The following is a 13677-nucleotide window of genomic DNA, read 5'->3' as shown; positions in this document are numbered from 1 at the left end:
GTGTATCCATGAACAAAATCCGAAAAATGCCCCTTGATGAACTGGGGTATAACTTTATCGAAGGTGAACTTCCTAAAGGAAAAGATGAATACTATTTAAGAAACGAACAATGGAAAAACCATGATCAGTACCGCCAATTGACGGCATACGAACTGGAAGCACTCGTACGCAACGACAATACCTCTGATAACTGGAACAACATCTTCGTTTCGAATGAATTTAATCCGCAGCTGGTGCAGCACTGTCACTTTTTCGGGATGGTGCGCATCGGTAAGCTGGAGCCATACTACCTGGAGCACCGTAGCCTGAAACTACCGGTGGGGCTATACCACAGCACCATCTGCTCCTGCGATTTCGGCGACAATGTAGTGATACATAATGTTAACTATCTCTCTCATTATATCATCGGCAACGAAGTTATTGTAGCCAATGTAAATGAAATGGTAACAACAGATGTTGCGAAATTCGGTAATGGTATCATCAAATCCGGTGAACCCGAAAACCTGCGCATCGAAATGGAACTCTGCAACGAAAACGGTGGCAGAGCAGTATTACCATTCGATGGCATGTTGCCCGGAGATGCTTACCTGTGGACACGCTACAGAGACGATGAGCAACTGCAGCAGCAGTTCCGCAACTTCACAGAAAAACAATTCGATAAGCGGCGTGGCTACTACGGCATGGTCGGAGATCGTACGGTTATTAAAAACTGCCGGATGATCAAAGATGTAACCATCGGTACAGATGCTTACCTCAAAGGTGCCAACAAACTGAAAAACCTTACCATCAACAGTAAAGCAGAAGCCAGCTCACAGATAGGAGAAGGCTGCGAAATGGTGAATGGTATCGTCGGCTTCGGGTGCCGCATCTTCTACGGTGTAAAAGCAGTACGTTTTGTGATGGCCTCCCATTCACAACTGAAGTATGGCGCGCGACTCATCAACTCTTACCTGGGTAATAATTCTACGATCTCCTGCTGCGAAGTATTGAATTCACTCATATTTCCGGCACATGAACAGCACCATAACAACTCCTTCCTATGTGCCTCACTGGTGATGGGACAAAGCAATATGGCTGCAGGTGCTACCGTAGGATCCAACCATAATTCCAGGGGTGCCGATGGCGAAGTTATTGCCGGCAGAGGCTTCTGGCCAGGACTCTGTGTAAGTCTGAAACATAACTCCCGCTTTGCCAGCTTTACATTACTGGCGAAAGGGAATTACATGTCAGAGCTTAATGTCAGCATTCCATTCAGCCTGGTTAGCAACGACGAGCACGACAACACCCTTCGCATCATGCCTGGGTACTGGTTCCTCTACAATATGTATGCGATTGCACGTAATTCCTGGAAGTATGTAGACAGAGATAAGCGTATTGTCAGGATGCAGCATCTTGAATATGATTTCCTGGCACCGGATTCCGTAGAAGAGATGTTTACAGGACTTGCTATCATGGAAGTGGCTACTGCCAAAGCCTGGTATGCCCTGCCTGAAAACATGCCTAAAAAAGAACTCTCCGAAAAAGAACTGCGTAAGAAAGGAAAAGAGCTCCTGCTGGAACGTCCGGAAGATGTGAGCAGGCTCACTATCCTGGCAGACAATATGGAAAACAGCGGCCGCAGAACGCAGCTGTTGAAAGTACATAAAGCATATCCGGTTTTCAGGGAAATGATCGTTTTATATGGCATCAAAAATATACTGGAAGCACAGAAGCCTTCCTTCCTGGCATTACAGGCGGCCATAAAGAATGCAAAGCGTTCCTCCTGGCTCAATGTCGGCGGACAGCTCATGAAAACCGATACCGTTGAAATGCTCAAACAGAAAATACGTAAAAACCGTATCTCTGGTTGGGAACAGCTGCATGAAGCCTATAAGGAAATCAGTGACGAATATGCTTCCGATAAGCTGCAACATGCCGTTGCATGTATGTTGGAAATAAAAGAAGTATCTTTAAAGAACTTCTCAACAGCTCAACTGGCAGAGTGGCTGACAGACAGCATACAAACCAAGGAATGGATCGCAGAAAGTATTTTCAAATCCAGAGAGAAAGACTATCTGAATCCGTTCCGTAGAATGACTTATAGCAACGAACAGGAAATGAATAAGGTAGTAGGCAGTCTGGAAAACAACAGCTTTATCAACACTACCATGAATGAGCTGGATGAGTACAAGGAAAAAGTACGACAAATCATCAAGGAATGGGAACTGTAGAGAAAATACGCTGTGGCTGGGCTACAAAAGATAAGTTATACCAGGATTATCACGACCATGAATGGGGTACTCCTAACCATGACGACCATACGTTGTTTGAAATGCTTTGTCTGGAAGGTGCACAGGCCGGTCTTAGCTGGTATACCGTGCTTACCAAAAGAGAAAATTACCGCAAGGCATTCGATAACTTCGATGCGCATAAAATGGCGAAGTACAACGAAAAGAAAATAGCTTCGTTGCTGGAGAATCCGGGTATCATCCGTAATAAATTAAAGGTAAATGCCTTTGTAACCAATGCAAAAGCATTCCTGGAAGTGCAAAAGGAGTTTGGCACTTTTGACAGGTATATCTGGTCATTTGTAAACCACAAACCTATCCGGAACCACTTTAAGTCTATGTCGGAAGTACCTGCAAAAACGGCCATTTCCGATGCGATGAGCAAAGACCTGCTGAAACGTGGTTTTAAGTTTGTGGGCAGCACTATCTGTTACGCCTATATGCAGGCTGTGGGTATGGTCAATGACCATGTGGCGGATTGCTGGAAATCGAAGAAATAATTATTTACATATGTATTTACGAAAAGAGGTGTGCCGTTGGCACACCTCTTTTCTTTTTCGTCCAGCCTGCGGCTGGACGAAAAAGAATGTATTTATTATGGAATTAAAATTTCGCTCAGATCTTTGTTTTTTATAAAATTATTATCCGTGAGGGTATTGAGGAACATATACAGCTGGCGTTTCTCCATATCATTGAGCGGGATACCGTTTTTCACCAGCGGATCCGTAGTGGCAGTAGCTTTTACGCCATGGTCATAGAAGTTGAATACCTGGTATATATCAAAGAAGCGGCCATCATGCATGTAAGGTGCAGATTTCATGATGTTACGCAATGTAGGTACTTTAAACTTCAGGAAATCGCGGGTATTACCGGTAATTTTCATTCTTCCAACATCGTTGAGGGCTTCGAGGTAAGGCAGGCCATTGCTGCGGAATGACTGGTCTGTAAATAATGGTTCTTTATGACAGACAGCGCATTTCTGCTGGAAGATGCCGTACCCCGCCTGCTCTTCCGGTGTGAAAGCCACCTCTCCTATCTTATTCATCACACTATCATATTTACTGCTGGCAGAAATCATGGTGGCCACAAACTGTGTGATGGCCCTGAACATCCGCTGGCTGGTGATTTCTTCGGTACCAAAGGCCGCTTTAAACATTTTACGATAGTTCGGGTCTGCCTGCATTTTAGCGAGCAATTCCTTCAAGTCTACGCCCATTTCGGTAGGCTCTGTAAGTGGCGTCAGTGGCTGGATTTCCAGGTTATTCACCCCTCCATCCCACATAAAATCCTTTTCAAATATCATGTTGAAGATAACCGGAACGGAGCGATTACCCTGCCGGCCCAGCACCCCATGCGCCAGTGCATGATCGAAGTGCCCGAAGGCGGCAAATTGCTGATGGCAGAAGCCGCAGGATATCGTGCTGTCTTTCGACAGGCGGTAGTCATAAAACAGGTATCTGCCCAAAGCAATACCCTCGCGGGTAAGGGGATTCTGTGAGAAATCGTATACAGGAGCGGGAAAGCCTTTGGGAAGTTCGAGCTTAACCGGTTTGGGAGAATAAAACAATTCACTACCCCTGGCGCCATCCATTTTCCAGGTGTGGGCCAGCAATACTATTACGAGAATAGTAGCAGTGATATATGATATTCGTTTATTCATCCACGTAAGGTTATTTTTCCGGTGGCAGCAGTGAAAACATATGCTGGTAGTTGTTGGCGACCCTGATGGCCGCGGCTCCGGGAGCCATTACTATCGGGCCTTGAGCCAGACTGATTACATTTTCGCCATGGAACCAGGATGCTGCGTTTGCTTTAATATTCAACGCGGCAGTATGCGATTTTGTTATTACTAAAGGCGTGGTAAGGTTGATAGTTACCTTACGAAGGCTGTTATAAGGCGATTTAAAGCCCCCTACGTGCAGTTGAAATTCATGCAGGGCAGTTGGAGCTGATTTCGAATGGCCTTCCATTTTAGCCATGATATAACCACTATTCCATGTCCAGAACATACCATTTTCAGGCGCCAGTGCGCCGGCCTGTGCGCCGCTAACATTTTTGATACTGTCGACCCCGATTGTCCAGGAAATGGCGGTATAGGCAGCGGCAGGGATTTCAGGCAGATATATGGCGCGACCAGCCGGATCGGCATCGTTTATCAGAAAGTATTGGTCAGGCACACGCACCACTTTGCCATTGTCTTGCTGCAATTCGATGTTGCTGATATAGTACATGAATTTTGAGATGGTCAGCGTCTCTCCTGCTGTGTTCGTATAGGCAGTTTCGTTATAGTGCAGTGGTTGATCATCTACATAATTAAAAAAAGATATGATAAGGGAAGTATCTGCGGGGGGAATGCGGGCGGGGATATCTCTCCCTAAACCAGACATAACAAATGGCTGGTAACAAATCAACAGGATAGTAATAAGGGGAAAAAAGAAAATCCGCAAAATCATGGTATTCCTTTTATGTAAGGAAGATACAATGATTTTGCGGATATAACTGCTAACTGGTTGCTAACTTAATTATTTTCTGCGATATCCCAATGCACCGTAGTAAAAAACTACAATAAAGCACACTAAAGGAATACCATAGGAGAATGCCAGTGACTGCGCTTCTGTAACAACTCCCATGAGGTAAGGCACAGCGGCGCCACCTACGATGGACATTACAATAAAGGACGCACCTTTTTTAGTATTTCTACCCAGATCTTTTACACCCAGTGCAAAGATGGTGGGGAACATAATAGACATAAAGAAAAATACGGCAATCAGCGCATATACGGAGATTGCACCGCTACCACTCATTACCACCGCACATAATGCCACGTTGATGATGGCGAAAAGCGCCAGTAATTTATTGGGCGCTACTTTACGCATGATAGCAGTACCAACAAAGCGGCCTACCAGAAACAGCACCATGCCGGCAGATAACAGGTACGCTGCTTTTTCATTGGAAGTACCATGCCAGTAAGTAGTTACATAGTTAATGAACAGAGCACCTACACCTACCTGAGCTGCTACATAGAAGAACTGTGCTACCACACCCAGAACGAAATGTCTGTGGGAAAACAGCGATCGTTCGTCTGCCACAACTTTAGGACCTTCTGCTACATCTTCCTTAATTTCAGGAAGTTCAGTTTTATAGAAGAAGCCAGCAATTAACAGTACCACCACGCCAATGACGATGTAGGTTAGTTTTACGGTAGACAGGTCATCTTTACCACCACCGAAGAACAGCGCGCCGCCAATGACAGGGCCAAGGAATGAACCTAAACCGTTAAAGCATTGAGAAAGGTTGAGACGCTGTTCTGAAGTTGCAGGCGAACCCAATACCGTTACATAAGGATTGGCGGCAGTTTCCAGACAAGCAAGTCCGCAGGCCAGGATAAACAGTGCCAGCAGGAAGAAGTCGAAACTCAGCGCATTGGCAGCCGGGAAAAACAGGAAGGCACCTGCAGCGTACAGCAGGAGTCCCATGATAATTCCTTTCTTGTATCCGAATTTATTCATGAAAGCACCGGCAGGCAGTGCCATCAGGAAATAGGCGCCAAAATAGGCTCCCTGTAACAGGGTCGATCTGCGTGGCGTGATATTCAATACTTCCTGGAAGTGTTTGTTTAACACGTCCAGCAGGCCATATGCAAGGCCCCATAAAAAGAAAAGACTTGTAACCAGAATAAATGGAAACAGGTAGCTGGGTTGTTTCCCTCCAACTGGAGCGGTGCTGGTATAGGTGGAATTACTTACTGCGCCTCCGGCCATAACGAGATGTTGAGTTCAGGTGTGAAAATTAATTTTGTATCAGTGCTGTTGGCTGATCCTAGCTGATGGATCTGTCGAGGTGTGTATAACCTCCGTCTACGTATAGAATTTGTCCGGTTGTATGAGAAGATCTGTCTGAGAGAACGAATACGGTGGTGTTGGCGATTTCTTCAGAAGTGGTCATTCTTGTTTCGAAAGGAATTTTAGAAGTGATGGCAGCCAGTTTCTCTGTAGGATTAGGCAGGGAATTGATCCATGTTTCGTAGAGTGGCGTCCATACTTCAGCAGGGATGACCGTGTTTACGCGCACGCTGTAAGGCAGCATTTCTACGGCCCATTCGCGGGTGAGTGCGTTGATAGCTCCTTTGGAAGCAGCGTATCCGGAAGTATTTCCCTGTCCGGTGGTAGCTACTTTAGAGCCGATATTTACAATATTTCCTTTAGTGGCTTTCAGGTAAGGCAGTGCGTAATGCGCCAGGTTATAGTAGTGGGAAAGATTGTTTTGCAGGGATTGCATAAATCTTTCAGGGGAGCCGCTTTCGAGGCCTACACCGTCGTTGGCACCTGCATTGTTAACCAGTCCGTCGATTTTACCATATTTTTCAACGGTAGCATCGATTACTTTTTTACAGTCTTCCACTTTTCCCAGTTCTGCTGTTACTGCGAAGGCTTTTCCGCCGGCGGCAACGATATCTGCTACTGTTTTTTCGTTATCAGCGGCTTTACGGCCGGCGATAACAGCGACAGCCCCTTCTGCGGCCACCAGTTTAGCAATAGCTTCGCCAATGCCTTTGGCGCCACCAGTAACGATAATCACTTTATCCTGTAATCCTAAATCCATGATCGAAATATTATAAATGATAAAATGCGATGGCATTGCCACCCATTATTTTTTGTTGTTCTGCAGATGATAACCTGCTGATATAGTCTGTTATGATATCCTTTACTTCGCCGTATTCAGCTGCCAGGAGGCATACCGGCCAGTCGGAGCCAAAGAGGAGCCTGTCGCACCCGAAGGCTTCCAGGACGGTATCCAGGAATGGTTCGAACTGATGCGCTTTCCAGTTTTTCCAGTCGGCCTCGGTAACGAGTCCGCTCACCTTACAGTAAACATTGGGAGCAGCGGCGATATTACGTATATGAGCAGCCCAGGTATCCAGTTCACCTTTTTTGAAATCAGGTTTGGCGAGATGATCGATAATCATTCGCTGGTCCGGAAACTGTGCTGTAAACTTTTCAACAGCTGGCAACTGGTGTGGGTATACGAGGATATCATAGGAAAAGTCATATTGTGCAAGGGCCAGAATCCCACGGCAAAAATCTTCCCTCAGCAGGAACATGGGATCTGGTTCCCCCTGAACAATATGACGAAAACCTTTGAGTTTTGGAAATTGGGAATAGTAGTGTAATTGTTCACTGATACCTTCGGCACGGAGGTCCGTCCATCCTACTACCCCTTTGATAAAGTCGTGTCTGGCAGCCAGGTCGAGGAGAAAAGCGGTTTCGTTTTCTGACTGGTCTGCCTGAACAGCAACGCATCCGTGGATGCCATGTGCTTTAAACACAGGCTCCAGCTGTTCCGGGAAGAAATCCTTCCGGATAACTTCCATCGTATCATCGATCCACGCATCGCGGATGGGATCATACTTCCAGAAATGTTGGTGCGCGTCAATTATCATAACGTTAGATTAGTTGCTCGCAAAGCAGCAGAGCAGCTGCTTATGCTGCTTTGCGAGAAAAAAGTGCCGCAGGCACTATAAAGAAAAAATTCTGTCCATCATTACCCACTTCTCCCCTGGTTTTGCAACAGGGATGGCCTGCTGATATTTCCACATCAACTGTTCCCATTCCTGTACCTTAGGATTAGTGGCGTCCATCGCACCTTTGCGTTCGAAAGAGAACGAGGCATCCGTTTCCATGATCATAAACAAACGGTTACCAGCGCGATAGATTTCCATGCCGGTGATACCGCTGTCGGTGATGCTCTTTTTTATTTCCGGCCAGACATCCCGGTGATAGGTTTCATACTCGCCTATCAGCTGTGGGTCATCTACCAGATCTAAAGCCAGACAATATCTTGCCATATCAGTTATTTATAGGCTACAGCCGTTTGTTTGGAAGATCCCAGGTTATCGATACCCAGTTCAACAACGTCTCCTGGTTTCAGGTATACCTGTGGGTTCATACCGAGGCCTACACCAGCAGGAGTGCCGGTAGAGATCACATCACCCGGGAGCAGGGTCATGAACTGGCTGAGGTAAGATACCAGGAAAGGTATTTTGAAGATCAGGTTGGCAGTAGTACCGTCCTGCATGGTTTTGCCGTTAACGGTAAGCCATAAACGCAGGTTGTTGACATCGGCGATTTCGTCCTGTGTAGCGAGCCATGGGCCTAAAGGCGCGAAGGTATCATTACTTTTACCTTTTACCCACTGACCACCTCTTTCCAGCTGGAATGCACGTTCGCTGTAGTCGTTGTGCAGGCAGTAGCCGGCAACATACTCCAGTGCATCTTTCTCTTCCACGTAGCTGGCTTTTTTACCTATCACCACCGCCAGTTCTACTTCCCAGTCAGTTTTTTCGCTGTTACGCGGGATGATGAGGTTATCGTTAGGACCTACCAGCGAGGAAGTACTTTTAAAGAACACGATTGGTTCTGCAGGGATCGCTGCATTTGTTTCTTTAGCGTGGTCGGCGTAGTTGAGGCCGATACAAACTATTTTGGAAGGGCGTGCGATAGCAGATCCCAGGCGGGTACCGGCAGGTACCTGCGGACAGCTGCTACTGTTGGCAGCCCACCATTCAGCGAGGCGTTGCAGACCATTCGTCTCAAAAAATTTCTCTCCATAATCTTCGCCAAATGCGCTAACATCAAACATGCCGGCATCTGTTGCAACACCTGGCTTTTCAGCTCCTGCTAAACCAAACCTGATAAGTTTCATTACACTATTTTTATTGTTTGCTATTATTTTATTTCTTTCAGATGTTCCACCTGTAAGTGGCCATCTTCTACCCTGAGGTCCATTACCGCATCCAGTTTCCCGTCTTTTTCCATGGAGAAATAAACCTGTTCAGGTTTTGCGGTTGTCTGGATAACAGGTTTGTAACCTTTTGGAACCGGCATGGTCATGGTTTTATTGACACCTGCAAATTCCACGTAGAGGACTACGTTATCTGGTTTATCGGAAGGTTTTATTTCAGCAATAAAATCTTCGATGATTTTACCGGATTTAATATTCTTTTTATAGGAATTTGTTGTTCCGGAGGCTGCAGCGGCTACTTTACCGAGGCCTTGTACATTTTCCATGTACAACCATACTGGTTTTGGCGGTACGGTGGCCCAGAAAATCTTCAGTGCGCCATTGCTGCTGTCTACGCTGGCGTGGTAATAGCGGGGAGCTCGGTTAGGCTTTACTACGCCGATATAGGCGCTGTTAGGTTTATCCCATGCTACGCGGATTACATCATTATCGGAGCCTTCTGTGAGGATGGCCTGGTCGAAGGATTTTTCTTTTTCCTGACCATTGATAGCGAACTTAATCACCACCTGCGCGGTGTCTTTGGTTCTGTTTTTCAGTGTTACATCCACTTTTCCGGCCGCGGTGGCGGGTGTCATCGGAACAGAATCAGATTGTGGCGCAGAAGCTGCGGTATTACTCTTACCATTATTACAAGCGGCAAACCCTAAAGTAGCCAGTGCCAGGTAAACGGGAAAATGTTTCATGAACGTTTAGGTGATTTGTTATAAAGCTTAAAAATAGGCATTCGACCTAAAGTTACACTCAACATATTAAATTATTAGTTATTAAGACGGATAAAACCTCCATCGATCGGGTAATCACTACCGGTGATGAATCCGGCTTCATCCGAGCAGAGGAAGAGTGCGAGGGTGCCTACTTCAGCAGGTTTAGCCATACGTCCGATAGGCTGGGTCTTGCTCAGTTTCTCGAACATTTCTGCTTCTTTGCCAGGATAATTTTTAGCGATGAAACCGTCAACGAAAGGAGTATGCACTCTGGCCGGAGACACGCAGTTACAGCGGATATTATCGCCGAGGTAATCTTTGGCTACGGAGAGGGTCATGGTCAGTACGGCACCTTTACTCATGGAGTAGGCGAACCTGTCCGGAATACCTACGCTGGAAGCGATAGAAGCGATATTTAAGATAACGCCGCCACCTTGTTGCTTCATCTGGCCAATAACAGCATACATACAGTTGTAGGTACCTTTAACGTTTACGTTATAAACGCGGTCGAAGTCCTGCTCCGCAGTATTTTCCAGTTTACCTACATGTGCGATACCGGCGCAGTTCACGAGGATATCCAGTTTGCCGGCAGATTGGATAATATTATTCATTACAGCAACCACCGCTGCCTGATCGGCAACGTTGCAGGCGTGTACCTGTGCTTTACCGCCATCGGCGATAATTTCATCGGCGGTACCTTTACCGCCATCTTCGTTCAGTTCCAGGATATGCACCTGTGCACCCTGGGCGCCGAAACATTTAGCTATCGCCTGTCCTATGCCGCTACCACCACCGGTGATAACTGCCACTTTATTATCTAATCTGAACAGCTCCATCGTAATTAAAATTTAAGGGTTCTAAAATAGGATTAATAGCTTGTGGATTACAACTGTATTTTCGCTGTGTATTATACTTTATTACCCTTTTTTACGAGAAATACGTGTTTTTTGAGGTAAATACATGAAACAATGCATTTTTCAATAAAAATTTCCTGTTATTCTTCGGGTAGATGAATATGATTTTTTAGAATAATTTGCGCCCACTATTTGCCAACTTAAAACCCACTTTTTAGAGTTAGACTATGTTCAGAAAATCCCTTGCCATACTGGCATTTACATTTATGTTTGGTACAGCCGCCTATGCCCAGAAACAGGTTTTCCCAGGAAGCGTGGGAATTGGCCTTGACAGTACGCTCATGGCCGCCAAACTACACATCGGTGCCAACGTCACAGATTCAAACGTATCCACTATCAGGATAGGAAGACCCAACGATCAGGGTAACCGTGACGTACCCTTGTTTGGCATGCCCGGGGCCTATAATATCGATTTCGCAGGCTACCGTGATGTTGCCCAGAATCAGACCGGAGCGCGTATCAGGGCGGAAAGGATTAATCTTTGGGGAACCTACTCACTGATCCAAGGTATGGACCTTGTATTCCTCACATCTAATGGCGGTGGGGTTGATTCATTAAAAGAACGTCTGCGAATCACGAATACAGGCAAAATAGGTATTGGTACCAAACAACCAAACGCAACACTATCGATTAATTCTTCTGAGCTGAATATGCAGGAAATTACAAAAGCCGGCATTCACTCCAGCAACGCAGCACTTATATTTGGAAATGCCGCTCCTGGCGCAGATAGTTATATACCACTTATAACAGGACGCTCACAGGCTCCCACTACACCTTACGGATTATATGTCATTGGTCAGGCAGCCGATGTTGTTCCTTCCGGGGCTGACGTATTTTCTGCTGCCATTTTGCTGGATGCACGCTCAAAAACTGGCGACGGTACATTAACAAATAATAACGTTTTGTCAGTGTCAAACTACGGAAACCCCATGTTAATGGTAAAAAGCAACGGCGCCGTATGTGTTGGTACCACCGATGCCAAAGGCTATAAATTCGCCGTCAACGGAAGTGCCGTATTTACGAGGGTTGTAGTCAAAGAAAATGCTAAATGGCCAGACTATGTTTTTACTACCGATTATCAACTGCCATCGCTGGGTTCTCTGGAAGACTATATCCGCGAACACCAGCACCTGCCAGGTTTCCCGGCAGCTGCTGAAGTAGAACAGAACGGCCAGGATGTTGCCGCAGTAAACAGACAACTGGTACAAAAGGTAGAAGAACTTACGCTATACATCATCGAACTAAACAAAAGACTATTACAGCAGGAAGAAAATATCAAAGCCTTAAATGATAAAGTTGCCGGTAAATAAAATACCAGGGCTGTTTGGACTTATATTTGTATAAACCGATATCCTTAACAGACCGGAATAAACCATGATGATAAAACTTTATAAAAGCCTCCTTTTACTTGCAGCGGCTGTCACCTGTTTCATTACCGCCGGCGCACAACAGATACCGTTGAATAAATACGGCCTGGCAGTGCTGACAGACAAAAAACAATATGAACAGCTGGTGAAGAAAGACAATGCACAGGAACTGGTAAATCTCGAAAAGTATATTCCGGGTATTAAGAAAGATGTGCGTTATGCCACTACCAATAACTTCACCCACCAGATATTATATCCCGACAACAACACGTCGATATATCTACGCCGGCCTGCAGCGGTGGCACTGAAAAAGGTACAGGACATCCTGCACCAGCAAGGTTATGGACTGCTGATATATGACGCATACCGCCCCTATCGCTGTACAGAGCTGATGTTTAAGATCGTCCCGAATGATCTCTATGCTGCCGACCCAAGGAAAGGCTCCGGGCATAACCGCGGCGTAGCCGTAGACCTCAGCATGGTAGACCTGAAAACCGGTAAGCCCGTAGCCATGCCCACCGACTTCGACGATTTTACTTTCAAGGCACACCAGAACTACCAGCCAAAGGACCCAACTGTAACGGCTAACCGCAAATTATTGCGCGATACCATGAAAGCAGCCGGGTTCAAGGGCAGCAGCACCGAGTGGTGGCACTTCTATCTACCTGATTATAAAAAATATCCGCTGATGGATATTGTGTTCTAAATACTTACGGCCAGCAGCAATGTTGGCCATTTTTTTTGCACTCACCGGGAAAAACACCCCTTCCCTCCCGGAAAACCACCTATTTACCAATAACATTTAAATCTCTATAAAAAATACTTATATCTTTATCCGCTTTTAATACTATACTGTCCGGCGTTTTCACCTGCATCTCTGGTTAATATGCCCGAGAGTTGATCGCCGGAAATCAGGCCGTTTGTAGTATAAGTCAGGGCCGGATCACTGCCGCCGTATATTTTAGACTGTGAATTCGCTATAATGATAAGGTTGGAACACGTGGTGAAAGAAGAGCAGAAAATGCTGCCGGTGCCAGTTAAGAAAGAAATCACCCCGGCAGAAGTTGCGGTGATCAACCGGCCAATGATATTCGGTAAACTGGGACAGATAGAAGTTCCGGATGGCGCAAAAGAACAACTGGATAGTGTTGCTAACATTTTAAGCAGCTACCCGGATGTGAATATCCTCATCATCGGACATACCTGTGATATTGGTAGTCAGGCGGCCAACATGAAAGTGGGTGAAGCCAGAGCCAAAGCAGCAGCGGCTTACCTGGTCAGCAAAGGGGTGGCGGCTTCCAGGATTGAAACTAAATCTGAAGGAGAAGCCCATCCGCTGGTACCGAATACTTCAGAAGAAAACAGAAGGAAGAACAGAAGGGTAACGATTGTGTTGCAATAACCAATAGTATTGTATAACTGCTACGGTTAATCGTAGTAGTTATATCTATTATCTTGATAACTTTAAAAATTCCTACAAGCGGCCGGGGTAGGATCTCCCGGCCGTTTGCATTTACGCTTATCCATAAAAACAAGCATTTCGCTCCCTAAAATCATCACTTTACAAATAACACATATATCTATCAAAAGAATATATTTAGCTTTGCCGGCTAATTCAATCCCA

The 13677-nt window shown here is 45.8% G+C and carries 15 protein-coding genes; 5 read left to right on the top strand and 10 right to left on the bottom strand.

All coding sequences use genetic code 11. The features are described from left to right. The first annotated feature begins 8 nt into the window (after window positions 1-8). Both F3J22_RS09060 and F3J22_RS09055 read left to right on the top strand, forming a co-directional pair. Window positions 9-2210: a DUF4954 family protein gene (locus F3J22_RS09060; RefSeq protein WP_167016332.1), complete on the top strand. Its 2202-nt coding sequence runs from the start codon at window positions 9-11 to the stop codon at window positions 2208-2210. Next, complete coding sequence (locus F3J22_RS09055) at window positions 2198-2767, top strand: DNA-3-methyladenine glycosylase I (protein WP_167016330.1); 570 nt, start codon at window positions 2198-2200, stop codon at window positions 2765-2767. The genes F3J22_RS09060 and F3J22_RS09055 overlap by 13 nt, the downstream gene beginning before the upstream one ends. A gap of 95 nt (window positions 2768-2862) precedes the next feature. On the opposite strand, the gene F3J22_RS09050 is transcribed toward F3J22_RS09055, so the two are convergent. The 9 genes from F3J22_RS09050 to F3J22_RS09010 form a co-directional block, all read right to left on the bottom strand. Then, on the bottom strand, window positions 2863-3927 hold the full coding sequence (locus F3J22_RS09050; protein WP_167016328.1) for a cytochrome-c peroxidase: 1065 nt from the start codon (window positions 3925-3927) through the stop codon (window positions 2863-2865). A 10-nt stretch (window positions 3928-3937) separates the two neighbouring features. After that, window positions 3938-4654 carry an MbnP family protein gene (locus F3J22_RS09045; RefSeq protein ID WP_167016326.1) on the bottom strand — a complete coding sequence of 239 codons (717 nt, stop codon included), beginning with the start codon at window positions 4652-4654 and terminating at the stop codon, window positions 3938-3940. A gap of 135 nt (window positions 4655-4789) precedes the next feature. After that, the gene (locus tag F3J22_RS09040) at window positions 4790-6028 is read right to left on the bottom strand and encodes a sugar MFS transporter (protein ID WP_167016325.1); all 1239 of its coding nucleotides are present in this window, start codon (window positions 6026-6028) and stop codon (window positions 4790-4792) included. Between the two features lie 58 nt (window positions 6029-6086). Then, window positions 6087-6869: an SDR family oxidoreductase gene (locus F3J22_RS09035; RefSeq protein ID WP_167016324.1), complete on the bottom strand. Its 783-nt coding sequence runs from the start codon at window positions 6867-6869 to the stop codon at window positions 6087-6089. A 10-nt stretch (window positions 6870-6879) separates the two neighbouring features. Next, on the bottom strand, window positions 6880-7707 hold the full coding sequence (locus F3J22_RS09030; RefSeq protein ID WP_167016323.1) for an amidohydrolase: 828 nt from the start codon (window positions 7705-7707) through the stop codon (window positions 6880-6882). Between the two features lie 75 nt (window positions 7708-7782). Then, window positions 7783-8112, bottom strand: a complete 330-nt coding sequence (locus F3J22_RS09025; protein WP_167016322.1) for an L-rhamnose mutarotase — start codon at window positions 8110-8112, stop codon at window positions 7783-7785. A gap of 5 nt (window positions 8113-8117) precedes the next feature. Beyond that, on the bottom strand, window positions 8118-8969 hold the full coding sequence (locus tag F3J22_RS09020) for a fumarylacetoacetate hydrolase family protein (protein WP_167016321.1): 852 nt from the start codon (window positions 8967-8969) through the stop codon (window positions 8118-8120). Window positions 8970-8992: 23 nt separating this feature from the next. Beyond that, entirely contained in the window at window positions 8993-9751 is a 759-nt protein-coding gene (locus F3J22_RS09015; RefSeq protein ID WP_167016320.1) for a hypothetical protein, read from the bottom strand. Window positions 9752-9825: 74 nt separating this feature from the next. Then, complete coding sequence (locus tag F3J22_RS09010; RefSeq protein ID WP_205195168.1) at window positions 9826-10608, bottom strand: SDR family NAD(P)-dependent oxidoreductase; 783 nt, start codon at window positions 10606-10608, stop codon at window positions 9826-9828. A gap of 245 nt (window positions 10609-10853) precedes the next feature. Here F3J22_RS09010 and F3J22_RS09005 point away from each other — a divergent pair, with 245 nt between their 5' ends. Beyond that, window positions 10854-11996 (top strand): hypothetical protein, encoded by a 1143-nt coding sequence (locus F3J22_RS09005; RefSeq protein ID WP_167016319.1) that lies wholly within the window; start codon window positions 10854-10856, stop codon window positions 11994-11996. A gap of 64 nt (window positions 11997-12060) precedes the next feature. Continuing rightward, complete coding sequence (locus F3J22_RS09000) at window positions 12061-12759, top strand: M15 family metallopeptidase (protein WP_167016317.1); 699 nt, start codon at window positions 12061-12063, stop codon at window positions 12757-12759. A gap of 125 nt (window positions 12760-12884) precedes the next feature. On the opposite strand, the gene F3J22_RS30830 is transcribed toward F3J22_RS09000, so the two are convergent. Continuing rightward, window positions 12885-13106, bottom strand: a complete 222-nt coding sequence (locus tag F3J22_RS30830; protein ID WP_167016315.1) for an MBG domain-containing protein — start codon at window positions 13104-13106, stop codon at window positions 12885-12887. Between F3J22_RS30830 and F3J22_RS08990 the strand changes: the two genes are divergently transcribed. Next, the gene (locus tag F3J22_RS08990) at window positions 13036-13455 is read left to right on the top strand and encodes an OmpA family protein (protein ID WP_240155027.1); all 420 of its coding nucleotides are present in this window, start codon (window positions 13036-13038) and stop codon (window positions 13453-13455) included. The genes F3J22_RS30830 and F3J22_RS08990 overlap by 71 nt on opposite strands. The last annotated feature ends 222 nt before the right edge of the window (window positions 13456-13677 follow it).

The sequence above is a fragment of the Chitinophaga sp. Cy-1792 genome, assembly GCF_011752935.1.
GTDB lineage: Bacteria > Bacteroidota > Bacteroidia > Chitinophagales > Chitinophagaceae > Chitinophaga.
This window is presented reverse-complemented; position numbering and strand designations above follow the sequence as displayed.